Below are 23893 nucleotides of genomic sequence, written 5' to 3' on the forward strand. Positions count from 1 at the left end.
TGCGAAAACTAAACAACGCCAGCCAGTAGGGGCAACTCGTCAGCCGAGAAAGAGGGCGATTATCGAGCGGTTGGTTCCAGATTTCGCAATCTCTGATATGTATTTTAGAATCGGCAAAATTTTACTGGGATCGCACCATGGCCGGCAGTCAGATCGAACGGGTTTTCAGCGTGCTGGAGAGCCTCACCCACGAGCCGCGCGGACTGCCGCTGCAAACCCTCGCGGAACAAATCGACATTCCGAAAAGTGCGACGCATCGTTTGCTCGCTGAATTGTCCCGGCTGGGCTATGTCCGGCAGAACCCGGAAACGTCGCGTTATCACTTGTCGACCAAATTGGTGGCGATGGGCTTTCGTTACCTGTCGAGCAGCGGTGCCGACATCGTGCAACCGGTGCTCGATCGACTGGCGCAGGAAACCGGCGAACTGGTGCGGCTGGGCGTCACCGACGGCGAGCGCCAGACCTGGATCGCCAAGTCACAGGGCGCGCGCAACGGTTTGCGTTACGACCCGGACATGGGTCGCGATGCGCCGCTGTTCTACACCGCCTCCGGTCATGCGTGGCTGGCGAGCATGAGTGATGCCGAGGCCTTGTCGCTGGTTGAGCGTCAGGCTGCCGAAATGCCGGCGGATATCGGGCCGAATGCACCGCGAACCAACATTGAATTGCTCGAGCATCTGCGCGTGGCGCGGGAACAGGGTTACGCCTGTGTCGAAGAGAGTTCGGCGGTGGGCACATCGGCCATTGCCGCCGTCGTGCGGCATCCGGCAGATGGCCGAGTGATCGGGGTATTGAGCATTGCCGGACCGAGTGCGCGGATGCCGGGGGCGAGGTTGCATGAACTGGCGCCGCTGTTGTTGAGGTTTACCGAGGAGTTGTCGGCGGCGAGCCTGGCTTCGGAGCTGTTCGTCTAGCCGCGCAACGGAAGATGGGATCGGGTTGTCTGTAAAACTGTGCGTTGATCGCACAGAATTTGGCTTGAAGGGTGTGAGAATTTGGAACCTGGTTCTAAATTATCGCTGGAGGCTTTTTCCTCATTTTTATTTCTAGAGATAGCCAATGACCGTCAGCACCCCGCTTTCCGGCGTCAACCAACCCTTCAAGGGGATCTTGCTGATTGTCGTGGCGACGTTTCTGTTCTCCAGCCACGACGCGCTGTCGAAATACCTCTCGGGTTTTTATCCGATCATCATGGTGGTGTGGGCGCGGTATCTGGTGCACACGCTGCTGATGGCGGGGATCTTCCTGCCGCAATCCGGGTTGCGCGTGCTGCGCACCAAACGCCCGTTATGGCAGTTGGCGCGGGCGTTGTGCCTGCTGGGCACCAGTCTGTTCTTCACTACGGCGCTGCTGTACATCCCGCTGGCCGAAGCCACTTCGGTCAACTTTCTCGCGCCGGTGCTGGTGACGGCGCTGTCGGTGCCGTTGCTCAAGGAACGGGTGACGCGGGGCCAGTGGATCGCGGTGATCTGCGGGTTTATCGGGGTGCTGATCATCGTCCACCCCGGTGGTGAATTGTTCACCCCGGCGATTCTGTTGCCGTTCTGCTCGGCGCTGTTTTTCTGCTTCTATCAACTGCTCACCCGCAAGCTCAGCGAGATCGACAGCCCGACCACCAGCAACTTTTTCGCCGGGTTGTGCAACACGCTGGTGATGAGTGCGCTGGTGCCGTTCTTCTGGCAAGTGCCGAGCCTCGGGCACGCTTTCTTGATGCTGGCGCTGGGCACGTGCGGGATGACGGCGCACCTGTTTCTGACCCAAGCGTTTCGCCATGCCGCGCCGGCGTTGCTGGCGCCGTTCGGCTATTGCCAGATCGTGTTTGCGGGGCTGTTGGGGTGGTTGCTGTTCGCGCACACGCCGACCCTGATGACGGTGATCGGGATCGCGGTGATCTGTTGCAGCGGACTGGCGGCAGCGTGGCAGCAGAGCCGGCGCTGAAAGGAAAACCGGCCTGAAATCAGGCCGGTCGGTGCAGGATGGCTACTCAGTACTGAAAGGTTATTCGGTAATGGTAGGAATTTTGCGCGGTGCCATGAAGTACATCCAGGTCAGCGCGATGAAGTACATCGCCGGAATCAGGGTGAACAGCACGGTGTAGTTGTTGTTGGTGACGGTGAGGATGTGGCCGACGATCTGGGTCATGAACATCCCGCCAATCGCCGCGCACATGCCGCCGAAACCGAACACCGTGCTCATCATGTGCTTGGGTGTGTAGTCCATCACCAGACTCCAGATGTTCGCGGTCCAGGCCTGGTGCGCGCCGATGGCCAGAGAGATCGCAGCCACCGCGACCCACAGGTTGGCGGAACCGGCCGCCATGACCACGCCGATGATGCAGCAGGCGAACAGGAACATCGACAGCAGCCGCGCCTTGATCGAGTTCATGCCGCGACCGATCAGGAACGAAGACAGGATCCCGCCGCCCACGCTGCCGAAGTCGGCGGTGACGTAGATGATGATCAGTGGAATGCCCATCTGGGTGACGTTGATGCCCAGGTTGTATTGCTGATTGAGAAACGGCGGCAGCCAGTACAGGTAGAACCAGAACACCGGCGCAGTCAGCGAGTAGGCGAGGGCGAAGGCCCAGGTGCCGCGCATGCGCAGGATTCGCGAAAACGGTACGCGGGCCTGTTCCGGTTCGACTTCTTTCTGGATGTATTCCAGCTCCGACTGTTTGACGCTCGGGTGATCTTCCGGGTTGAAGTACTTCAGGCCCCAGAACAGCAACCAGATCCCGCCCAGTGCCGACATGCACAGAAACGCGGCCTGCCAGCCCCACACGTGAAGGATCAGTGGCAACAGCATCGGGGTGAACATCGCACCGACGTTGGTGCCGGCGTTGAAGATGCCGGTGGCCACGGCGCGCTCGCCGGCCGGGAACCAGAGGCGCGTGGTTTTCACGCAGGCCGGGTAGTTGGCCGCTTCGGTCAGGCCGAGGATGAACCGGCAGACCATGAAGCCCACCGCCGAGGTCGCCAGACCATGGGCGCCGGTGGCCAGGCTCCAGAGCAGCACCGCGCAGAAGAACACGCGCTTGACGCCGACCCGGTCGATCAGCCGCCCTTGCAGCACGAAACCGATGGCGTAGCCGACCTGAAACCAGAAGTTGATGTTGGCGTAGTCCATCGCCGTCCAGCTCATTTCCTTGGCGAGGATCGGCTGCATGACGCCGAGGGCGGCGCGGTCGATGTAGTTCAGGGTGGTGGCGAAAAACACCAGCGCCAGCATGCCCCAACGGGTCTTGCCGACGGCCATGGCGCCGCGGATCTTGTCGCCGATGCCACCCGTGGCAGTGCTCATGGCCGGGGCCATGCGGGAAGTCTGTGAAGGAATCATGTGTTCCACCCGTTTTTGGATTTGTTATTTGGTGTGCTTTTTTTGTGCACGCTGCGACCGGTGGTTCAGTTCCGGACTCAAGGTGAAAGGGATGTTGGGCAGTGAGCGAAAAATCGTCAATTCGCCAAACCGGCATTGTGTTCGATAATCGCACGCAAAACTAACCGGGTAGTACAGTTTAAATTGCTCAATGAAAAACCGGGACCAATAATTCGCTCACCTTATAAAAGCGGCGCAATCCTCGTAGCCGAAGTCTCCACCGGGAGTTGAAACATGCAGCGATCCATTGCCACCGTCTCCTTGAGCGGAACCCTGCCGGAAAAACTCGAGGCTATTGCCGCCGCCGGGTTCGACGGGGTGGAGATTTTCGAGAACGATCTTCTGTACTACGACGGCAGCCCCCGGGAAATCCGGCAGATGTGCGCCGACCTCGGAATCGCCATCACGCTGTTCCAGCCGTTTCGCGATTTCGAAGGCTGCCGCCGTGATCGTCTGGACCGCAATCTGGAGCGGGCCGAACGCAAGTTCGACCTGATGCAGGAACTGGGCACCGATCTGGTCCTGGTGTGCAGCAACGCCTCCCCCGACAGCATCGGCGATCAACAGATCCTCATCGATGACCTGCGCCTGCTGGCCGAGCACGCTGGCGCTCGTGGCTTGCGCATCGGTTACGAGGCGCTGGCCTGGGGCCGTCACGTCAATACTTATCAACAGGTCTGGGACATCGTCCGCCAAGCCGATCACCCAAGCCTCGGCGTGTTGCTCGACAGCTTTCACACGTTGTCGCTGAAGGGCGATCCACGGGCGATTGCCGAGATTCCTGGCGACAAGATTTTCTTCGTGCAAATGGCCGACGCGCCGATTCTGGCGATGGACGTGCTGGAGTGGAGCCGGCATTTCCGCTGCTTCCCGGGACAGGGCGAGTTCGATCTGCCGGGCTTCCTCGCGCCGATCATTCAGAGCGGCTACACCGGGCCGCTGTCGCTGGAAATCTTCAACGACGGTTTCCGTGCCGCGCCGCCTCGGGCCAATGCGGCTGACGGTCTGCGTTCGCTGCTGTACCTGGAGGAGAAAACCCGCCAGCGTCTGGAGCAGGAAATCCGCCCTGTGGATAACCGCGAAATCCTCTTCGAGACGCCGAAGGCCAGCGCCTACAACGGCATCGAGTTTCTTGAGTTTGCCGTCGACGAAGCCCTCGGCGCCAAGCTGTCGAATTGGCTTGAGCGGCTGGGGTTCGTCAAGGCCGGACAGCATCGCTCCAAGAGCGTCAGCCTGTTGCGCCAGGGCGATATCAACCTGATCCTCAACTCCGAACCTTACTCGTTCGCCCACAGTTTCTTCGAGTCCCACGGCCCGTCGCTCTGCGCTACCGCCGTGCGGGTCAAGGACAGCACCAGTGCGCTGGCCCGCGCCGTTGCTTATAAAGGACAGCCGTATCGCGGACTGGTCGGCCCCAACGAGCTGGAATTGGCAGCGGTGCGTGCGCCGGATGGCAGCCTGATTTATCTGGTGGATGAAGAGGCAGATGTCTACGGCACCGACTTCAATTTGCTGCCGGATGCGATGACTCGCGGCGGCCTCAAACGCATCGATCACATGGCCATGGCGTTGCCGGCAGACAGCCTCGACAGTTGGGTGCTGTTCTACAAGAGCCTGCTGGATTTCGAGGCCGACGACGAAGTGGTGCTGCCGGATCCGTACGGTCTGGTGAAGAGTCGCGCGCTGCGCAGTCGCGACAGTTCGATCCGCTTGCCGCTGAACATTTCCGAGAACCGCAACACCGCGATCTCACACGCACTGTCGAGTTATCGCGGTTCCGGGGTGCATCACATTGCCTTCGATTGCGACAATATCTTCGCCGAAGTCAGCCGGGCGAAAGAGACGGGCGTGCCGCTGCTGGATATTCCGCTCAACTACTACGATGACCTCGCGGCACGCTTTGATTTCGATGACGAGTTTCTCAGCGAGCTGGCGTATTACAACGTGCTATACGACCGCGATGCGCAAGGTGGCGAGTTGTTCCACGTCTACACAGAACCGTTCGAGGGGCGCTTCTTCTTCGAGATCATCCAGCGCAAGAACGGTTATGCCGGTTATGGCGCGGCCAACGTCGCGGTGCGGTTGGCGGCGATGGCCAAAGCACGCAGTGGCGCTGTTCGCCAGGCGAAGTTGTAGGAAATTCGTAAACGCGGGATTAAACAAGGGTCGCGCGGCTTCCTTCACCGGGGCGCGCGGCCCATAATCGCCAGCCTGTGCAGTGATGGCCGTGAGCCCGCAATGACAATGACTTCAGAACTTTCCGCAGCCCCCGTTTTACCAGCGGTAGAGCCGCGCAAGAGTCGCAAGAACAACCCGGAAAAAACCCGCGAAAACATCCTCCAGGAAGCGATCGTCGAGTTCGTCCAGCAGGGCCTGTCGGGTGCTCGCGTGGACGCGATCGCCGAGCGCATCCACACCTCCAAGCGCATGATCTATTACTACTTCGGCAGCAAGGAGCAGTTGTACGTCGAGGTGCTGGAGAAGCTCTACGGCGATATCCGCAGCACTGAAAACCGTCTGCACCTGGCCGAGCTGCCGCCGGTGGAAGCGATCCGGCGCCTGGTGGAATTCACCTTCGATCACCACGACCGCAACGTCGATTTCGTGCGCATCGTCTGCATCGAAAACATCCACAACGCCGAGTATGTGAAGCGTTCCGATGCGATCAAGGCGATGAACAACACGATCCTCGATTCGCTGGGCGAGATCCTGGCGCGCGGTGCCGCTGAAGGTGTGTTCCGCGCCGGGCTCGACGCGTTGGACGTGCATCTGCTGATCAGTTCGTTCTGCTTCTATCGCGTGTCGAACCGCCACACGTTTGGTGAGATCTTTCAGATCGACCTGCCGGACGAAAGCATCAAGCAGCGTCATCGCGAAATGATTTGCGAATCGGTGCTGCGTTACCTGCAGGCCTGACCGGTATCGAGGGGGCGTCGCCCCCTCACGGTTTTATCCCTTCATGCTTTGAAAATGCGCCAGCATTCGCTGCGCATTCGGCACCACGCCGCTGAACAGTTCAAACGCCTTCACTGCCTGAAACACCGCCATGTTGCCGCCATCCAGGGTTCGGCAACCCAGGGCGCGGGCGCTGCGCAGCAGTTCGGTTTCCAGCGGGAAATACACGATCTCCGCCACCCACAACTCGGGTCGCAGCAGCGCCACTGGCACGGGCATGCCCGGTAATTTGGCCATGCCCATCGGCGTGGTGTTCACCAGCCCGTCAGCGTGACTCAACGCGCTCGGCAGATCGTGTCCGGCTACGGCGCGGCCCGCGCCAAAATGCTGATTGAGGTTGTTGGCCAGGCTTTCGGCGCGCTCGACGTCCACATCAAAAATGCTCAGTTGTTGTACGCCTTCGCTCAACAAGGCGTGGGCCACCGCCGCACCGGCGCCACCGGCGCCCATCTGGACTACGCGCTCGCGGGCGACGTCTGGCAGGCCGCGACAAAATCCTTCGGCGAAACCCAGGCAGTCAGTGTTGTGGCCGACGCGTTTGCCGTCCTTCAGCACGACCGTGTTCACGGCGCCGATGCCTCGGGCTTCCGGGGATAATTCATCGAGCAGAGGAATGATTGTCTGCTTGCACGGGAAAGTGATGTTCAGCCCGGTGTAGTTCATTCGCTCGGCTGCCAGCAGCAGGTCGGGCAGGGCGTTGCTGTCCAGTTGCAGTTGATCGAGATCGATCAACCGGTACAGGTAACGCAGGCCCTGTTCGTCGCCTTCATGTTCGTGCAGCGCCGGGGTGCGGGAGGCCTGAATGCCGGCGCCGATCAGCCCGGCCAGTATCACGTTGTTGCGGATCATGCGGTTCACCCCTTCAGACGCTGGCTGAAATGTTCCAGGGCCAGGCGATAACCGTGGCTGCCGAAGCCGCACATCACGGCTGTGGCGATGGCCGAGACGAACGAGTGATGACGGAACGGCTCGCGCGCGTGGACGTTGGACAGGTGGACTTCGATCACCGGCAATTCGCTGGCGACCAAGGCATCGCGGATCGCTACCGAAGTGTGAGTCCAGGCGGCCGGGTTGATCACGATGCCGGCGCAGCGCTGGCGGGCGCCGTGAATCCAGTCGAGCAGTTCGCCTTCGTGGTTGGTCTGGCGAAACTCCACGGCCAGGCCGAATTCTTCGGCGGCGCGCCCGCACAGGGCAGAGATGTCGGCCAGGGTTTCGTGACCGTAGGTCGCCGGTTCACGGGTACCGAGCAGGTTCAGGTTCGGGCCGTTGAGCACCAGAACGATAGGGGGCATGGGGGCAAACTCCACTTATTGTTTTTGGCTTGGGTCGAGGGTTTCGACCTGTGGAGTTAAATTGTACTAGCTGGTTACTTTAAGCAATTGCTCTGCATCGACAGCCGTGATTTCTGTGCGGTGATCGCACACTGGCGAGAGTCAGTGCGGCAATTGCTCCACCAGAAAATCGATGAAAGCCCTGACGCGCAGCGGCATGTGGCGATTCTGCGGGTACAGCAAGGTGAACGGCCGCGAGCGTCCGCTGTAGGGTTTGAGCACTTCCACCAGCGAGCCGTCGGCCAGTTCCTTTTCCACAATGAAGCGATAAGTCTGGAACAGCCCGGCACCGTGTCTGGCCAGAGTCACTCCACCGAGCACGTCATCGGAGCAGCAGAAATTGCCCTCGGCGAGAATTTCCCGTGGCGTGTCCTCGTCGTAAAACAGCCAGGTGATCCGCCGCCCACTGCTGGGCAACTCGTACTGGATGCATTCGTGCTGCTCCAGGTCTTCGAGAGTCTGTGGCGTGCCGGCGCGTTTCAGATAATCGGGGCTGGCGACCATCACCAGTGCTGCGTCTTCCAGATGGCGGGCGATCAGGCCGGAATCGGGAATCGCCCGCACGCGAATCGCCATGTCGTAGCCCTCGCCGACGAAGTCGATGTTGCGGTTGCTGATGTGCATGTCGACCTTCACCTGCGGGAAGCGCGCACGAAAGGCCGGCAGGAGCGGCAGGATCCGGTGATGGGCGTAAGTCGTAGGAATACTGATACGCAGGGTGCCGGACGGTTCCTGCTGCTGGCCCATGACTTCCCGTTGCGCCTCGACCAGTTGCGCCAGTGCCTGACGGCATTCTTCGTAGTAGCGCCGGCCGCTGTCGGTCAGTTTCACACTGCGGGTGGTGCGTGCAAACAGGCGTACGCCCAGGCGTTCTTCCATGCGTGACACCGAGCGGCTCACCGCCGCCGGCGTCACCGAAGCCGCCTGCGCCGCCCCGGTGAAACTGCCGCACTCGGCGGCCAGGCAAAACAACTCGATGCTGCCCAGCTGAAGATCGTCGAAGTGTCGCTGCATGATTGATTACACCGGGGAATGAGTCTTCGTATGTAGCAAATGCGCGGCCGCTGCGAAAGAACTGCTTACCATTTTGCGCGGGGCTTTCCTGAATCCCGCACTAGGCTCGAAAACGTAATGACCATTGAAGGCAACCATGCCGATGGTCGGAATTGTCAGGGAATGGCAGTTTTCGAAACTCTTTAACCTAACGGATGGGTTAGCATGAAAGTGTGCAGTTACAAGGGATTGTCGGTGGTGATCATGCTGCGAGACGAACATTGTCCGCCCCATGCGCACGTAGATTCAGGTGCATGGAGTGCCCGCTTCAAATTCAGCTTCTGGCACAACGGCGTGGAGTTATGGGATGTGGTGCCGCTGTCGCGTCGGCCACCGATTGCAGTGCTTGAGGGGCTGCGCCAATCGCTCCGTGAAACCGTTCATCTGCGGCGGGCTCGCCGAATCTGGTGGACTCGTTTGCAGACGGCGTGTCTCGATAATCAATGGTGGGACGGGGACTCGAACGAAGTGGCCGTCATGCGCGAAGTCACCAATGCAACCTTCAGAATCGGATCGGCGTATTACGAGCCAGAAGAAAACAAAACCTTGCTGGCCCTGGTCGGTGCTCAGGAAGGTGTGGAGATCGAACTATGAAAACAGTAAAGGCCGGTTTGCATGCTGATCGACCGGTAACGGAAAAGCGCCTCGATGAAGCTGTCGATCGCGGGGGGCTGCGCCGACGCAGCAGCCTGCAAGCCGTGTCGGTGGCCTTTCAGAAGCCGTGCCTGGTGATTCACTTTGAAGACGACAGCGGCGTACTGCTGCCAGTGAATCTCTACCGGGAATTCGATGATTTCGAACCGGAAGACTTCACTGGGCTGAATGTCGGTTTTGCCGGCACCGCCCTTTGCCACGAAGGCAAGGATTTGCAGGTTTCCATCGCCGGCATGATCTCGGCCAGTCAGCCATTGATGGCGATGGCGGCTTCGGTGATTGCCTCGCGCAACGGTCGCCAGAGCAGCACCGCGAAAGCTGAAGCTGCACGGGCCAACGGCAGGAAGGGTGGACGTCCGCGCAAGATCGATCCCGTTTTATGAACAGGCACAAAAAAGCCGTCGGTCAGGACGGCTTTCTTGTTTCTGGCACCTGCGATCAACGCCGGGTCAACAGCACGCCGGATTCCATGTGGTGGGTCCACGGGAACTGGTCGAACAGCGCGCAGCGGGTGATGCGGTGCGTGTCGTGCAGTTGGGCGATGTTGGCCGCCAGCGTCTCCGGGTTGCAGGAGATGTACAGGATGTTGTCGAAGCGCCGGGTCAGCTCGCAGGTGTCCGGGTCCATGCCGGCCCGTGGCGGGTCGACGAACACGCTGCCGAACTCGTAGCTCTTCAGGTCGATGCCGTGCAGGCGACGGAACGGGCGAACTTCGTTCAGGGCTTCGGTCAGCTCTTCGGCGGACAGGCGCACCAGGGTGACGTTATCCACAGCGTTTTCAGCCAGGTTGCTCAACGCCGCGTTAACCGACGTCTTGCTGATTTCCGTGGCCAGCACTTTGCGCACGCGAGTCGCCAGCGGCAGGGTGAAGTTGCCGTTGCCGCAGTAGAGCTCCAGCAGATCGTCGCTGCGATCGCCCAGTGCTTCGTATGCCCAGTTGAGCATCTTCTGGTTCACGGTGCCGTTGGGCTGGGTGAACGCGCCTTCCGGCTGGCGATAGCTGAACGTGCGGCCGCCGACGTCGAGTTTCTCGACCACGTAATCGAGGCCGAGCACTTCGCGTTTGCCCTTGGAGCGACCGATGATGCTGACGCCCAGGTCCGCCGACAGTTTGGTGGCCGCCGCATGCCAGTGCTCGTCCAGCGGACGGTGATAGCACAGGGTGATCATCGCGTCGCCGGCCAGGGTGGTCAGAAACTCCACCTGAAACAGCTTGTGGCTCAGCGCCGCGCTGGCCTGCCATGCCGCTTTCAATTGCGGCATCAACTGGTTGATGCGCAGGCTGGCGATCGGGAATTCCTCGATCAGGATCGGCGTGCGCTTGTCGTCCTGGGAAAACATCGCGTAATGCCGCTCACCGCCCTCGCGCCACAGGCGGAATTCGGCGCGCAGGCGGAAGTTCTGCAGCGGCGAGTCGAACACCGCTGGCTCCGGTGCATCGAACGGGGCCAGCAGGTCACGCAGGCGCGTGACCTTGTCTTCGAGTTGTGCGGCGTAGGCCTGGGAATCAAAAGTCATGCGTTGAACCAACCCAACTTGATCACGAACAGAATCGACAGGATCACCAGCGCCGGGTTCAGCTCACGGGCGCGGCCGGACAGCAGTTTGATCGCAGTCCAGGCGATGAAGCCGAAGGCGATGCCGTTGGCGATGGAATAGGTGAATGGCATCGCCAGGGCGGTGACCACGACCGGTGCGGCGACGGTGATGTCGTCCCAGTCTATTTCCGCCAGGCCCGAAGTCATCAGCACGGCGACGAACAGCAGCGCTGGCGCGGTGGCGAACGCCGGTACGCTGGCGGCCAGTGGCGAGAAGAACAGCGCCAGCAGGAACAGGATCGCGACGACGATGGCGGTCAGGCCGGTGCGGCCCCCGGCACTCACGCCCGCAGCGGATTCGATGTAGCTGGTGGTGGTCGAGGTGCCCAGCAGCGAACCGGCCATTGCCGCCGTACTGTCGGCGATCAGTGCACGGCCCATTTTCGGCATGTGGCCATCCTTGCCCATCAGGCCGGCGCGCTTGGCGACACCGATCAGGGTGCCGGAGTTGTCGAACAGGTCGACGAACAGGAAGGCGAAGATCACGCTGACCAGACCGATGTCCAGTGCGCCCTTGATATCCAGTTGCAGGAAGGTCGGGGCCAGCGAAGGTGGCATCGAAGTCACGCCGCCGAACGGGGTGAAGCCCATCACGATCGAGACGATGGTCACTGCGAGAATGCCGATCAGCACCGCGCCGCGCACTTTCAGGGCTTCAAGGGCGACGATCAGGGCGAAACCGAGGGTGGCGAGGATCGGTGCCGGTTGCTTCAGGTCACCGAGGCCGACCATGGTCGCCTGGTTGCTGACCACGATACCGGCGTTGTGCAGGGCGATCAGCGCCAGGAACAGGCCGATACCGGCGGCAATCGCCGAACGCAGCGGCAGCGGGATGCTGTTGATGATCCATTCACGGATGCGGAAGATCGACAGCAGGAAGAAGCACACGGCCGAAATGAACACCGCACCCAGCGCCACTTGCCAGGTGTGGCCCATGTGCAACACGACGGTGTAAGTAAAGAAGGCGTTCAGACCCATGCCCGGCGCAAGGGCGATCGGGTAGTTGGCGATCAGGCCCATGACCGTGGAGCCGATGGCGGCTGCCAGACACGTGGCGACGAACACCGCGCCTTTGTCCATGCCGGTCTCGCCGAGGATGCTCGGGTTGACGAACAGAATGTAGGCCATGGCCAGGAAGGTCGTGACGCCCGCCAGAATCTCGGTCCGCACGTTGGTGTTGTGTGCCTTGAGTTGAAACAGCCTTTCCAGCATGTCTGCTCCCCGTGGCGCGCGTGGCGCCGTGAATGTATCGACCTCAACAGCAAAGCACAGACCGTCGCAAGCGCCTGGAAAATTGTGGTGGGCCGGAAAAAGCCGCGCATCATACCAGCAGCGTGAGGAATATGGCGGATGTTGGTTTCGATCGTCGGCGAAGTTTTGTGTCGCGGCCAAACCGGCCATACTGCGCGCTGATTTTTCGGGAATGGATCAAATGAACAAGCATTGGATGAAGGCCTGCGGATTGATCGTACTGTTGCTGGCCGGAACACCCGCAGCGCTCGCGGCCTCGGCGGCGCCGCTGAGCGAGGTGAAAGTCATCAAGGTTCAGTCGGCGTCCTGTGGGCTCGAAGACATTACCGACGGTCAGGTGCAGACCCGTTGCGATCACAGCGCGCCGGGCATCAAGGTCTATGTGCTGGAAATCGGCTATGGCCAGAGCCAGCCCCAGGCTGCACTGGATGGTTTTGAAGTGAACGGCACGCGAAGCCCGGTGTGTGCCTTTGATAACGGCAATCTGACCGAGTGCACGCCCGGCAGTAAAACCGTTGGTTCTCTCTATACCTTCGATCTGGCAGGTCGGCAGGAGGGCACTTTCACGTTCAGCAACACATCGATCAACTCCCCGCGCAACACGATGTCGACTCAGCTTTACATCAAGTAACGGCGCAGGCTGAACGGTTCGGGACAAAGCTGACTAAGCTTAATGAACCACTCAGCGGATTGCGCCCATGACCTTTAGAGCCCTGATTACCCTCGCCGAGGGCATCGATGATCTGCAATGCGTGACCCTGATCGACGTGCTGCGCCGAGCCGGCATTGAAGTGGTGGCGGCCAGCATCGAAGGCCGGCGCATGCTGACCTGCGCCCGAGGCACGCGACTGACCGCCGACGGCATGCTCATTGATGTGCTGGCCCAGACCTTCGACCTGATCGTCCTGCCCGGCGGAGCGATCGGAGCACAACACCTGGCCGCGCATCAGCCCTTGCAACAACTGCTCAAGGACCAGGCCAGCGCCGGACGCCTGTTCGCCGCCATCGCCGAAGCCCCGTCGGTCGCCCTGCAAAGCTTTGGCGTTTTGCGCCAAAGACGCATGACCTGTTTGCCCGCCACCAGCCCCAACCTCTCCGGTTGCACGTTTGTCGATCAACCGGTGGTGGTCGACGGCAATTGCATCACCGCCCAGGGTTCCGGCGCGGCACTGGAGTTCGCCCTGACACTGGTCGAGCAACTGGCGGGCAAAGCCGCCAGAGCGAAGGTAGCGGGGGATTTGCTGGCCTGAGAGCATCAGGCCTTCACCTCTTCCACCGGCACATGCATCCGGTCGCGATTGGCCAGGGTCGGGAACAGTTTGATCCACGTCCCGGTCACCACCAGCGTACCGATCCCGCCCATTACCACTGCCGGTACGGTGCCGAACCAGTGGGCGGTGAGGCCGGATTCGAATTCACCCAACTGGTTCGAGGCGCCGATGAACAGGCCGTTTACCGCGCTGACCCGGCCGCGCATTTCGTCGGGTGTTTCCAGTTGCACGAACGAGGCGCGGATCACCATGCTGATCATGTCCGCCGCGCCCAGCACCACCAGCACCGCCAGCGAGAACCAGAAAGACGTCGAGAGACCGAAGGCGATAGTGGCCACGCCAAATATGCCCACAGCGGTGAACATCACCCGGCCTACGTTGCGCTCGACGGCAAACCGCGCCAGGAACAGCGACATCATCAACGCCCCTACAGCCGGCGCCGAACGCAGCAACCCCAGCCCCCACGGCCCGGTCAGCAGGATGTCCTTGGCGAACACCGGCAGCAACGCTGTGGCACCACCCAGCAACACGGCAAACAGGTCCAGCGAGATCGCCCCGAGGATGTCCGGGCGGCTGCGAATGAAACGAATCCCCGCCAACAGTGAATCCAGAGTCGCCTTGCCCTTGTTGAGCGGGGTCTGCCGTGCAGGCAGGTTGAGCATCAACGTGCAGGCAATGACGTACAGAACGACGGTCGGGCCATACACCCAGACGCTGCCGAAGGCGTAGAGCAGACCGCCCATCGCCGGGGCGACGATGGTGGCCGATTGCTGCGCCGACTGCGCGGCAGCGACGGCCCGCGGGAACAGCGCGCTGGGCACGATGCTCGGCAACAGGGCCTGAGTGGTCGGCATCTCGAAGGAGCGTGCGGCACCGAGCAGGAACGCGAGGATAAAGATCATTTCCCGGGTGACATGGTCGGTAGCGCTGCCGATCGCCAGTGCCAGGGCGATCAAGGCCTGCAACGACTGGCAGATCGCCGCGACCTTGCGCCGGTCGTAGCGATCGGCAACGTGGCCGGTGTGCAGCATGAACAACACGCGAGGGGCGAATTCCACCAAACCGACCAAGCCAAGATCGAGCACGTTGCCGGTCAGTTGATAGAGGTTCCAGCCGATCGCCACGGTGAGCATCTGGAAACCGCTGGCGGTGAAGATCCGGGCAAACCAGAACGCAAGAAAGGGGCGGTGGTGACGTAACAGCAAGGGCTCTTGGCTGGGCATCTGCGGGCCGGTCTTGATCGAGGGGAACCGCGAGATTATCACCAGTCTGTAACAGGAAGTTGCTATGACAAAAAATTTAGTTAGCCAGACATCGATTTTTCGGCACCCGGACACCGAACCCGGGCAAGGATGTATTTCAGGGCGTTGCCAGGACTGTGAGGCAACTTGTCACGCGGCAAAAGACCACGCGGTTCCCCGTCGGAAATGGGACTACTCTTTCAACGTTGATTGATCCAGATCAAGACCCTTCGCGGAACTGATCCGGGACCCGTCGGCAGACTCCCTGCGTCGCGATGCCTGTAAAAAGAAGAACGAATCCGAGTTCGCCGCACTCCATACCCGTGGGGGCAGTGGTTCAAGGCCGCCAGCCTGGAACCGTTATCTGATAGAGGAAAGCTTATGTTCGGTTTAGAGGCACTAGATCTCGCCCGAATTCAGTTCGCGTTCACCATCTCGTTCCATATCCTGTTCCCGGCGATCACCATCGGTCTTGCGAGTTATCTCGCGGTGCTGGAAGGCCTGTGGCTGAAAACCGGCAACGACACCTACCGTGATCTCTACCATTTCTGGTCGAAGATCTTTGCCGTCAACTTCGGCATGGGGGTGGTCTCGGGCCTGGTCATGGCCTATCAGTTCGGCACCAACTGGAGCCGCTTCTCGGACTTCGCCGGTTCCGTCACCGGGCCTTTGCTCACGTATGAAGTGCTCACGGCCTTCTTCCTCGAAGCCGGTTTCCTGGGCGTCATGCTGTTCGGCTGGAACAAGGTCGGACGCAAGCTGCACTTCTTCGCCACGGTCATGGTGGCCATCGGCACGTTGATTTCGACGTTCTGGATTCTGGCTTCCAACAGCTGGATGCAGACGCCGCAGGGCTTCGAGATCGTCAACGGTCAGGTGATTCCGACTGACTGGTTTGCGATCATTTTCAACCCGTCGTTCCCATACCGCCTGATGCACATGGCGACGGCGGCGTTCGTGGCGACTGCATTTTTCGTCGGCTCGTCGGCGGCGTGGCACCTGTTGCGCGGCAAGGACAACCCGGCGATTCGCACCATGCTGTCGATGGCGATGTGGATGGCGCTGATCGTTGCACCGATCCAGGCGGTCATCGGTGATTTCCACGGTCTCAACACTCTCAAGCATCAGCCGGCGAAAATTGCCGCGATCGAAGGTCACTGGGAAAACCATGGTGACGAAGCGACGCCGCTGATCCTGTTCGGCTGGCCGGACATGAAGGAAGAGAAAACCAAGTACGCCGTGGAGATCCCGTATCTCGGCAGCCTGATCCTGACGCACTCGCTGGACAAGCAAGTTCCGGCGCTCAAGGAGTTTCCGCCTGAAGACCGGCCGAATTCGACCATCGTGTTCTGGTCGTTCCGGATCATGGTCGGCCTCGGTTTCCTGATGATTTTCACCGGTCTCTGGAGCCTGTGGCTGCGCAAACGCGACACGCTCTACACCTCGCGGCCGTTCCTGTACCTGGCGTTGTGGATGGGGCCATCTGGTCTGATCGCGATCCTTGCGGGCTGGTTCACCACTGAAATCGGTCGCCAGCCGTGGGTGGTCTACGGGCTCATGCGCACGGCGGATGCGTCTTCCAACCACAGCTTCATGCAGATGAGCATCACGCTGATCATGTTCGTGGTGGTGTATTTCGCGCTGTTCGGTGCGGGTCTGGGCTACATGATGCGCCTGGTGCGCAAAGGGCCGAAGACCGACGAAGGCAAGGAAACCAACGACGGTGGTCCTGGCCAGAAACGCACACCGGCCCGTCCGCTGTCCGCTGCCGACGACGATGGCGTCGAACACGACCGCAGCCTGACCAAGGAGATTTGAATCATGGGTATTGATCTTCCGCTGATCTGGGCCGTGATCATCATCTTCGGCATCATGATGTACGTGGTCATGGATGGTTTCGACCTGGGGATCGGGATTCTCTTCCCGTTCATCCCCGGCAAGACCGACCGTGACGTGATGATGAACACTGTCGCCCCGGTATGGGACGGCAACGAAACGTGGCTGGTACTGGGGGGCGCGGCGTTGTTCGGCGCGTTCCCGCTGGCCTATTCGGTGGTGCTGTCGGCGCTGTACCTGCCGCTGATCTTCATGCTGATCGGGCTGATCTTTCGCGGCGTGGCGTTCGAGTTCCGCTTCAAGGCCAAGGACGACAAGCGTCACCTGTGGGACAAGGCGTTCATCGGTGGTTCGGTGGCGGCGACGTTCTTCCAGGGCGTGGCGCTTGGCGCGTTCATCGACGGCTTGCCCGTGGTCAACCGGCAATATGCCGGCGGTTCACTGGACTGGCTGACGCCATTCACGCTGTTCTGCGGCGCTGCACTGGTGGTGGCTTATGCCTTGCTCGGTTGCACCTGGCTGATCATGAAGACCGAAGGCAAGCTTCAGGAGCAGATGCATGATCTGGCGCGCCCTCTGGCCTTCGTGCTGCTGGCGGTGATCGGCATCGTCAGTCTGTGGACGCCGCTGGCCCATCCGGAAATCGCCGAGCGCTGGTTCACCTTGCCGAACCTGTTCTGGTTCCTGCCGGTGCCGATTCTGGTGTTGGTGACGCTGTATGCACTGATCCGCGCGGTGGCGCGCAATGCCAACTACATGCCGTTCCTGCTGACCCTGGTGCTGATCTTCCTCGGCTACAGCGGTCTGGGCATCAGCCTGTGGCCGAACATCGTGCCGCCGTCGATCTCGATCTGGGACGCCGCCGCACCGCCGCAAAGCCAGGGCTTCATGCTGGTCGGCACGCTGTTCATCATCCCGTTCATCCTGGGTTACACCTTCTGGAGCTACTACGTGTTCCGCGGCAAGGTCACCCACGAAGACGGTTATCACTAGTGGTGATCACGATGGCGCCGACAGCGGCGCCATCTCCCTCAACCGGAGGATGAAGGCATGACCGGCAAACATTCCCTGCACGACATTGAAGAAGCCGAAAAAAAGCCGCTGTGGCAGCGGCTCGGCTGGTTGGCCATGATCTGGGTCGGCAGCGTCGGTGCATTGTTCATCGTCGCCAGCCTGATGCGCATGTTCATGAACGCCGCAGGCCTGACTACACACTGAAACTTCCCATCCCGTCGCCTTGCGGCACGGATTTTTGACCCTCCGACCGGAGGGTTTTTTTTGCCCGGATTATTTACGGGCCTTGAGGATGACGAACTTCGGCGTCGCTGCGACTTGCTCGACACCCCGGAACAGCCGGGCCAGTTTGCTGTGATAACCCAGATGACGGTTGCCGACGATGTACAGCGCACCGCCAACCACCAGCGCTTCGCGGGCCTGCTGGAACATGCGCCAGGCGAGGAAGTCGCCGACCACCTGTTGCTGGTGGAACGGCGGGTTGCACAGCACCACGTCCAGCGACTGCGCTTCCTGGCCGGCCAGACCGTCGCCGGCGCGCACGATCACTTCACGTTCGCCCAGTGCCGCGCGCCAGTTTTCGGCCGCCGATTGCACGGCCATGAACGATTCGTCCACCAGCGTGTAATGCGCGTCGGGGTTTTGCAGGGCGCTGGCGATGGCCAGTACGCCGTTGCCGCAGCCAAGATCCGCGACCCGCGCAGAGCCGAGGTTTTTCGGCAGGTGCGGAAGGAAGGCGCGAGTGCCGATGTCCAGCCCTTCACGGCAGAACACGTTGGCGTGGTTGAGCAGTTCGATGGCCGGTTCGTCGAGGCGATAGCGGGTCGGATAGGGCGAAATGGCGGGTGCCTTGGCCTCGGGCGTGGCAATCAGCAAGCGCGCCTTCTTCACGGCCAGTGAAGCCTGAACCGGACCAATGTAGCGTTCCAGCAGATCACTGGCAGCACGGGGCAAATGCTTGACCATCGCCGCTGCTACCACCTGAGCGCCGGGTGCCAATTGGCCTTGCAGGCGAATCAGTTGCTCTTCCAGCAGCGCCAGGGTTTTCGGGACACGGATCAGCACCCGGTCGAACGGCCCGACCAACGGCTCGCTGGCGGGGATACCGCGCAGCGCATCGAATGCCTGACCGTTACGCAGCAGGTTCTTTTCCAGGCCCTGAAACGCCAGGAACGAATCACCGCTGATGCTGACCTGCACCTTGCCCGAGAGGCTGATGGCCAGCGCGCCGAAACTGTCGTTGAGCACCAACACTCGGGTCTCCGCCGGCAGATTCTGTTCGGCCAGATGATTGAGCAGGTACTCGTCGGCTGCATCGAAGGCTTGCAGCGGTTCGTTCTGCTGTTCGGGCTGGCGGATCAGATCAAGCTGGGCGAAGGGCGTATCGAGCAAAGGCATGGGGCGGGGACTCTGGGTAATCGACGGGTGTCCCGCGGCCCAGGGTGTTGTGCGGCGGAACCGTCCGAGTGGACAGCGGCGCGAAGTTTCGCGGCATCACTCAGGAAGGTCGCAAATGTTACTTTTTTTTCGACTGTATTACTTGCCTGTTTTTTGGGGCGCCGACTAGATGATCCCTGCCTTCGCGGCAGCGATGACTGCGGAAATCTTGTTGCAGACATTCAATTTCAGAATCACGTTTTGCACATGATAGTTAACGGTGCGTTCACTGAGACTCAGGATTCTGGCGGTTTCATAGGCGGTTTTACCGGATGCACATAGCTTCAGCACCTCGACCTCCCGAGCAGACAGGCGAGGTGGTCGGGCCTTGGCCGGTCGTGTGGGAAGCGCGTGCGCGAACAACTCGGCCAGATGGCTGGTGACGTAAAACATGTAGCCAAAGTGCTCATATAACTCGATTGCACTGATCGGACAGTGAGGCCGGGCCAGACTGAGAATGCTGCACAGGCCGCTTTCTTCGTGATGAAATGATTGTGACCATCCGTATTGCAGTCCCTGTTCCTGTAACGCCTCCCACAACTCTGGAGTTTTTGAGAAGAGCTCCTTGTTCCATGTGATTGGCAGCATTGACTGATTGCAGTGTGCTACTACCGGATCATCTTTGCAGTAGCATCCTTCTTCATATTGTTTGTTCCATGCTTCAGGGTAGTTATTGATATTCAAGGCTTTGGGTAGTATCTCTCGCTCAGTCGATGTGACTGAAATCCCACAAAACTTGAAGCCTATGTTTTTGGCAAATGTCAGCAAAATCGGGTAGGCGGTTTCAATTCTTGTTGCGAATGTCACCTGCTGTATCTGCCGCTCCTTCCAAAGTTCCATTTGAAGATTCTCCGAGAGTGTTTCGCTGGGGTGCGATCTTGGATCCAAGAGTCAGGCACGGAAACGAGTGTAGGACGCTTCTTGTATGGATGTTTGGATTTTTTTGTTCTTAGTGGCTGCACAGGATAGGAATATCGGATTTCAAGAGGAATTAAAGTTCATGTGTTGGAGTGGGCTTTAATTGTATTTAAGGCATCATTCAAAGTTAAGAGTTGATGGCTGTTTGACAGTTGTTAACGCTTCTGTTTTTCTTTAAGGATGATGGCGCTAAATGCCACTACAAACCGTCGGTGTTTCAAAACCTCTAATTGAGTGACACTGAAGCTCTTTGTCGAGGGAGCGCCGCATGACCGCCAGCGCAGAAAAATTCAGCCGCCAGACGCTGCTTGACGTACAGCCTTTGACGCCAAACCTGTTCACATTGCGTACGACCCGTGACGCAGGCTTTCGCTTTCGTGCCGGGCAATTTGCTCGCCTCGGGGTGACCAAGGCCGATGGCAGTACGGTGTGGCGGGCCTACTCTATGGTGTCTTCACCGTTCGATGAGTTTCTTGAGTTCTTTTCCATCGTGGTACCCGGGGGCGAATTCACCAGTGAGCTGAGCCGTCTGAAAGCAGGCGATACCTTGCTGGTGGATCGCCAGGCCTTCGGGTATCTGACGCTGGATCGTTTTGTCGATGGCCGGGATCTCTGGCTGTTATCCACAGGTACCGGGGTGGCGCCGTTTCTGTCGATCCTGCAGGACTTTGAAGTGTGGGAGAAATTCGAGCGAATCATCCTTGTCTACAGCGTGCGTGAGGCGCGGGAGCTGGCTTATCAACAGCTGATTGCCGAGTTGACGCAGCGTGACTATCTGGCCGAGTACGCTCACAAGTTCCAGTTCATTCCTGTGGTGACGCGTGAGCCCTGTTTGGGGGCCCTCAACGGGCGCATTACCACGCTCATCGAAAACGGGGAGCTGGAGCAGACGGCAGGTGTTGAACTTGATCCGGCCCATTCGCGGGTCATGCTCTGCGGTAATCCGCAGATGATCGACGACACCCGGGCCCTGCTCAAGCAGCGGGGCATGAGCCTCAGCCTGACGCGGCGGCCAGGGCAGGTGGCGGTGGAAAACTACTGGTGAAGAAACGGCGCCTTCAGGCGCCGTTCATGGGGTTCAGGGCCGATTGTTCTGGGCCTTGAGCAGATCGCGGATCTCACCCAGCAGTTCTTCTTCCTTGGTTGGCACCGGCGGCAGGGTCGGAGCAACGGCTTCTTCGCGTTTCAGGCGGTTGATGGCTTTGACGCCCATGAAAATCGCGAAGGCGACGATGATGAAGTCCAGAATGCTCTGGATGAACTTGCCGTAGGCCATCACGACCGCAGGGGCGCTGCCCTCGGCGGCTTTCAGGGTTATCGCCAGGTCACTGAAGTCCACCCCACCGATCAGCAGGCCGATTGGCGGCATGATGACGTCCCCGACAAACGACGAAACGATTTTGCCGAAGGCCGCACCGATGATGATACCGACGGCCATGTCGACCACATTGCCTTTGACCGCGAAGGCCTTGAACTCGCTGAGCACGCCCATAGTTATTTCCTTGTTACAGATGAGTTTGGTGTACGCAGTGTAAATCAGCAAAACGCGTCCTGCGCGAAACACCTTCTTACAATGCCCGTTTTTATCGACACATCAATTCGCGATTAGTTTGCAAAGTGCCACTAATCGCGCGCGAATTACTCCGCAAGGCTCTGATCGAGAAGCTATTTTTCTCAATCGACGGAGTGTGGATTTTCTATTTATGTTCGCCGTCGTGACTCTCTAGCCTCTGTTTGGCGCACCTGGATGCGCCTCAAACAACAGAGGAACCTGAAATGTATTCCACACTTGGTTCAGGGGTATTACCCCTTCGCCGTACCGTCGGCGTATTGGCCGCCAGCCTGCTGACCTTTTCCGTGAACGCCGCGCCCCTGACCCGGGATAACGGTGCGGCGGTAGGTGATAACCAGAACTCGCAGACCGCCGGCGCCAACGGTCCGGTGCTGTTGCAGGACGTGCAACTGATCCAGAAACTGCAGCGCTTCGACCGCGAGCGTATTCCCGAGCGCGTCGTGCATGCCCGTGGCACTGGGGCGCATGGCACGTTCACCGTCACCAACGATCTCAGTGATCTGAGCAAGGCCAAGGTATTCGCCGCCGGCCAGGTCACCCCGGTGTTCGTGCGTTTCTCCGCTGTGGTTCATGGCAATCATTCCCCGGAAACGTTGCGCGACCCGCGGGGCTTCGCGACCAAGTTCTACACCGCTGACGGTAACTGGGATCTGGTCGGTAACAACTTCCCGACGTTTTTCATCCGCGACGCGATCAAGTTCCCGGACATGGTGCATGCTTTCAAGCCTGATCCGCGCACTAACCTGGACGACGACTCGCGCCGTTTCGACTTCTTCTCTCATGTACCGGAAGCCACTCGTACATTGACCGAGCTGTATTCCAACTCAGGGACCCCCGCCAGTTATCGGGAGATGGATGGCAACGGTGTGCACGCCTATAAGTTGGTCAACGACAAGGGTGAAGTGCACTACGTGAAGTTTCACTGGAAAAGTTTGCAGGGGATCAAGAACCTTGATCCTGAACAAGTCGCAAAAGTTCAGGGTCGTGACTACAGTCACATGACCAATGATTTGGTAACTAATATCAACAAGGGCAATTTTCCGAAGTGGGACTTGTACATTCAGGTCCTGAATCCGCAAGATTTGTCCAAGTTTGAATTCGATCCATTGGACGCAACCAAGATCTGGCCCAATGTTCCTGAGCGGAAAGTTGGACAAATGGTTTTGAACCGCAATCCGGCAAATGTCTTCCAGGAAACTGAACAGGTGGCCATGGCGCCGGCCAATATTGTTCCCGGTATCGAACCTTCGGAAGATCGCTTGTTACAAGGTCGAGTGTTCTCTTATGCCGATACTCAAATGTATCGCCTGGGTGCCAATGCCCTGCAACTACCCATCAACGCTCCAAAAGTTGCGGTGAACAATGGTAATCAGGATGGCGCGATGAACTTCGGCGCCAGCAATACAGGCGTGAACTACCAGCCAAGTCGCCTGCACCCGCGTGAGGAGCCGCAAGGCGCCCGGTACAGCCAGACGTCCCTGCAAGGCAGCACTCAGCAGGCGAAAATCCAGCGCGAGCAGAACTTCAAGCAAGCCGGTGATCTGTATCGATCCTTCAGCAAGAAGGAACGTCAGGACCTGATCGAGAGCTTTGGCGGTTCGCTGGCGAGCACCGATGACGAGAGCAAGCACATCGTCCTGTCCTTCCTCTATAAGGCTGATCCGGAGTACGGCGCCGGCGTGACCAAGGTGGCCAAGGGTGACCTGGATCGGGTCAAGGCACTGGCGGCCAAACTGGTCGACTAAGAACGATCGCGGGGCCCGAAAGGGCTCCGTTTCCCTTCAAGGAGACGACTCATGCGTGTCTGTCTTTTGCTGTTGCTGTTGCTGGGCTGTCTGTCGTTCGTGACCATGGCAGCACCGGCCAATCAGGACCCTGATGCGCTCAAGGCGCAATTGCAGGACTACTACTTCAATGCCGCCCGTGAGGGCGATATCGCCGTACTCGACACCTTCATCGAGGCGGGCTATTCCCTGGATACCCGGGATGCCAAGGGTTACACCGCGCTGATGCTCGCGGCTTACCACGGCGAAGGTGACGCAGTGGACAAGTTGCTGGCTGCCGGGGCGAATGCCTGTGCTCAGGATCAGCGCGGAAACACGGCCCTGATGGGGGCCATATTCAAAGGGGAATTGCAGATCGCCCGCCGATTGATGGCTACCGACTGCAACCCGGACCAACGCAACGGGGCGGGTCAGACCGCTGCGATGTACGCAGGGCTGTTCAAGCGTGAGGCATTGCTCGACGCCCTCAAGGCCCGGGGCGCCGATCTGAACGCGCAAGATCCGTTGGGCAACAGCGCCGCGCGTCTGGCCAGCGGGGAAATCCGTACCGCCGCGCCGCGCTGATCGGCGACGGCTGCGTTATCATCGCGGTTTTTGCC

24 protein-coding genes are annotated in these 23893 nt (G+C 59.8%); 14 read left to right on the forward strand and 10 right to left on the reverse strand.

Translation table 11 applies throughout. The features are described 5' to 3' along the window. The first annotated feature begins 137 nt into the window (after positions 1 to 137). Positions 138 to 914 (forward strand): IclR family transcriptional regulator, encoded by a 777-nt coding sequence (locus AC07VV_RS23780; protein ID WP_495037635.1) that lies wholly within the window; start codon positions 138 to 140, stop codon positions 912 to 914. Positions 915 to 1059: 145 nt separating this feature from the next. Further along, positions 1060 to 1938: a DMT family transporter gene (locus tag AC07VV_RS23785; RefSeq protein WP_273538853.1), complete on the forward strand. Its 879-nt coding sequence runs from the start codon at positions 1060 to 1062 to the stop codon at positions 1936 to 1938. A 60-nt stretch (positions 1939 to 1998) separates the two neighbouring features. On the opposite strand, the gene AC07VV_RS23790 is transcribed toward AC07VV_RS23785, so the two are convergent. Further along, positions 1999 to 3336: an MFS transporter gene (locus tag AC07VV_RS23790; protein WP_495037636.1), complete on the reverse strand. Its 1338-nt coding sequence runs from the start codon at positions 3334 to 3336 to the stop codon at positions 1999 to 2001. Positions 3337 to 3609: 273 nt separating this feature from the next. Between AC07VV_RS23790 and quiC the strand changes: the two genes are divergently transcribed. Beyond that, positions 3610 to 5511, forward strand: a complete 1902-nt coding sequence (gene quiC / locus AC07VV_RS23795; protein WP_495037637.1) for a 3-dehydroshikimate dehydratase QuiC — start codon at positions 3610 to 3612, stop codon at positions 5509 to 5511. Between the two features lie 102 nt (positions 5512 to 5613). Then, on the forward strand, positions 5614 to 6291 hold the full coding sequence (locus AC07VV_RS23800) for a TetR/AcrR family transcriptional regulator (protein ID WP_495037638.1): 678 nt from the start codon (positions 5614 to 5616) through the stop codon (positions 6289 to 6291). A gap of 33 nt (positions 6292 to 6324) precedes the next feature. Here AC07VV_RS23800 and AC07VV_RS23805 read toward each other — a convergent pair whose 3' ends face one another. The 3 genes from AC07VV_RS23805 to AC07VV_RS23815 all read right to left on the reverse strand — a co-directional run bounded on the left by AC07VV_RS23805 (position 6325) and on the right by AC07VV_RS23815 (position 8678). Then, a complete protein-coding gene (locus tag AC07VV_RS23805; RefSeq protein ID WP_495037639.1) occupies positions 6325 to 7179 on the reverse strand; it encodes a shikimate dehydrogenase in 855 nt (284 codons plus the stop codon). 5 nt (positions 7180 to 7184) lie between these two features. Further along, positions 7185 to 7625 carry a type II 3-dehydroquinate dehydratase gene (gene aroQ, locus AC07VV_RS23810; RefSeq protein WP_011336043.1) on the reverse strand — a complete coding sequence of 147 codons (441 nt, stop codon included), beginning with the start codon at positions 7623 to 7625 and terminating at the stop codon, positions 7185 to 7187. Positions 7626 to 7766: 141 nt separating this feature from the next. After that, positions 7767 to 8678, reverse strand: coding sequence for a LysR family transcriptional regulator (locus tag AC07VV_RS23815; RefSeq protein ID WP_495037640.1), 912 nt, complete (start codon positions 8676 to 8678; stop codon positions 7767 to 7769). A gap of 204 nt (positions 8679 to 8882) precedes the next feature. On the opposite strand from AC07VV_RS23815, the gene AC07VV_RS23820 reads away from it, so the two are divergent. Both AC07VV_RS23820 and AC07VV_RS23825 read left to right on the forward strand, forming a co-directional pair. Continuing rightward, positions 8883 to 9311 (forward strand): DUF4160 domain-containing protein, encoded by a 429-nt coding sequence (locus AC07VV_RS23820; RefSeq protein WP_273541113.1) that lies wholly within the window; start codon positions 8883 to 8885, stop codon positions 9309 to 9311. After that, positions 9308 to 9754, forward strand: a complete 447-nt coding sequence (locus AC07VV_RS23825) for a hypothetical protein (protein WP_495037641.1) — start codon at positions 9308 to 9310, stop codon at positions 9752 to 9754. Before AC07VV_RS23820 ends, AC07VV_RS23825 begins: the two co-directional genes overlap by 4 nt. 55 nt (positions 9755 to 9809) lie before the next feature. Here AC07VV_RS23825 and trmA read toward each other — a convergent pair whose 3' ends face one another. Then, positions 9810 to 10889: a tRNA (uridine(54)-C5)-methyltransferase TrmA gene (gene trmA, locus AC07VV_RS23830; RefSeq protein WP_085703145.1), complete on the reverse strand. Its 1080-nt coding sequence runs from the start codon at positions 10887 to 10889 to the stop codon at positions 9810 to 9812. Further along, on the reverse strand, positions 10886 to 12181 hold the full coding sequence (locus AC07VV_RS23835) for an NCS2 family permease (protein ID WP_096820834.1): 1296 nt from the start codon (positions 12179 to 12181) through the stop codon (positions 10886 to 10888). Before AC07VV_RS23835 ends, trmA begins: the two co-directional genes overlap by 4 nt. 220 nt (positions 12182 to 12401) lie before the next feature. Here AC07VV_RS23835 and AC07VV_RS23840 point away from each other — a divergent pair, with 220 nt between their 5' ends. Both AC07VV_RS23840 and AC07VV_RS23845 read left to right on the forward strand, forming a co-directional pair. Next, a complete protein-coding gene (locus tag AC07VV_RS23840) occupies positions 12402 to 12851 on the forward strand; it encodes a DUF4879 domain-containing protein (RefSeq protein WP_495037642.1) in 450 nt (149 codons plus the stop codon). Between the two features lie 67 nt (positions 12852 to 12918). Beyond that, the gene (locus AC07VV_RS23845) at positions 12919 to 13470 is read left to right on the forward strand and encodes a DJ-1 family glyoxalase III (protein WP_495037643.1); all 552 of its coding nucleotides are present in this window, start codon (positions 12919 to 12921) and stop codon (positions 13468 to 13470) included. 5 nt (positions 13471 to 13475) lie between these two features. Here the strand turns inward: AC07VV_RS23845 and AC07VV_RS23850 are convergent, their stop codons facing one another. Then, complete coding sequence (locus AC07VV_RS23850) at positions 13476 to 14714, reverse strand: MFS transporter (protein ID WP_495037644.1); 1239 nt, start codon at positions 14712 to 14714, stop codon at positions 13476 to 13478. A gap of 399 nt (positions 14715 to 15113) precedes the next feature. Between AC07VV_RS23850 and AC07VV_RS23855 the strand changes: the two genes are divergently transcribed. From AC07VV_RS23855 to AC07VV_RS23865, 3 genes are read left to right on the forward strand one after another with little or no spacing between them, the layout of a single operon-like run. Then, entirely contained in the window at positions 15114 to 16550 is a 1437-nt protein-coding gene (locus AC07VV_RS23855) for a cytochrome ubiquinol oxidase subunit I (RefSeq protein WP_495037645.1), read from the forward strand. Between the two features lie 3 nt (positions 16551 to 16553). After that, the gene (gene cydB, locus AC07VV_RS23860; RefSeq protein ID WP_495037646.1) at positions 16554 to 17561 is read left to right on the forward strand and encodes a cytochrome d ubiquinol oxidase subunit II; all 1008 of its coding nucleotides are present in this window, start codon (positions 16554 to 16556) and stop codon (positions 17559 to 17561) included. A 57-nt stretch (positions 17562 to 17618) separates the two neighbouring features. Beyond that, the gene (locus AC07VV_RS23865; protein WP_007950992.1) at positions 17619 to 17786 is read left to right on the forward strand and encodes a DUF2474 domain-containing protein; all 168 of its coding nucleotides are present in this window, start codon (positions 17619 to 17621) and stop codon (positions 17784 to 17786) included. 69 nt (positions 17787 to 17855) lie between these two features. Here AC07VV_RS23865 and AC07VV_RS23870 read toward each other — a convergent pair whose 3' ends face one another. Both AC07VV_RS23870 and AC07VV_RS23875 read right to left on the reverse strand, forming a co-directional pair. Beyond that, positions 17856 to 18980, reverse strand: a complete 1125-nt coding sequence (locus AC07VV_RS23870) for a methyltransferase (protein WP_495037647.1) — start codon at positions 18978 to 18980, stop codon at positions 17856 to 17858. A gap of 165 nt (positions 18981 to 19145) precedes the next feature. Next, positions 19146 to 19859, reverse strand: a complete 714-nt coding sequence (locus AC07VV_RS23875) for an autoinducer binding domain-containing protein (RefSeq protein ID WP_495037648.1) — start codon at positions 19857 to 19859, stop codon at positions 19146 to 19148. Positions 19860 to 20205: 346 nt separating this feature from the next. On the opposite strand from AC07VV_RS23875, the gene AC07VV_RS23880 reads away from it, so the two are divergent. Beyond that, the gene (locus AC07VV_RS23880) at positions 20206 to 20982 is read left to right on the forward strand and encodes a ferredoxin--NADP reductase (protein ID WP_495037649.1); all 777 of its coding nucleotides are present in this window, start codon (positions 20206 to 20208) and stop codon (positions 20980 to 20982) included. A gap of 33 nt (positions 20983 to 21015) precedes the next feature. Here the strand turns inward: AC07VV_RS23880 and mscL are convergent, their stop codons facing one another. Further along, on the reverse strand, positions 21016 to 21429 hold the full coding sequence (gene mscL / locus AC07VV_RS23885; protein WP_085712217.1) for a large-conductance mechanosensitive channel protein MscL: 414 nt from the start codon (positions 21427 to 21429) through the stop codon (positions 21016 to 21018). A 284-nt stretch (positions 21430 to 21713) separates the two neighbouring features. On the opposite strand from mscL, the gene katB reads away from it, so the two are divergent. Together katB and AC07VV_RS23895 are read left to right on the forward strand one after the other, a co-directional pair. Further along, entirely contained in the window at positions 21714 to 23255 is a 1542-nt protein-coding gene (katB, locus tag AC07VV_RS23890) for a catalase KatB (RefSeq protein WP_495037650.1), read from the forward strand. 51 nt (positions 23256 to 23306) lie between these two features. Continuing rightward, positions 23307 to 23858: an ankyrin repeat domain-containing protein gene (locus AC07VV_RS23895; protein ID WP_495037651.1), complete on the forward strand. Its 552-nt coding sequence runs from the start codon at positions 23307 to 23309 to the stop codon at positions 23856 to 23858. Positions 23859 to 23893 lie beyond the last annotated feature (35 nt).

The sequence above is a fragment of the Pseudomonas sp. GW821-FHT02C04 genome (assembly GCF_059421845.1).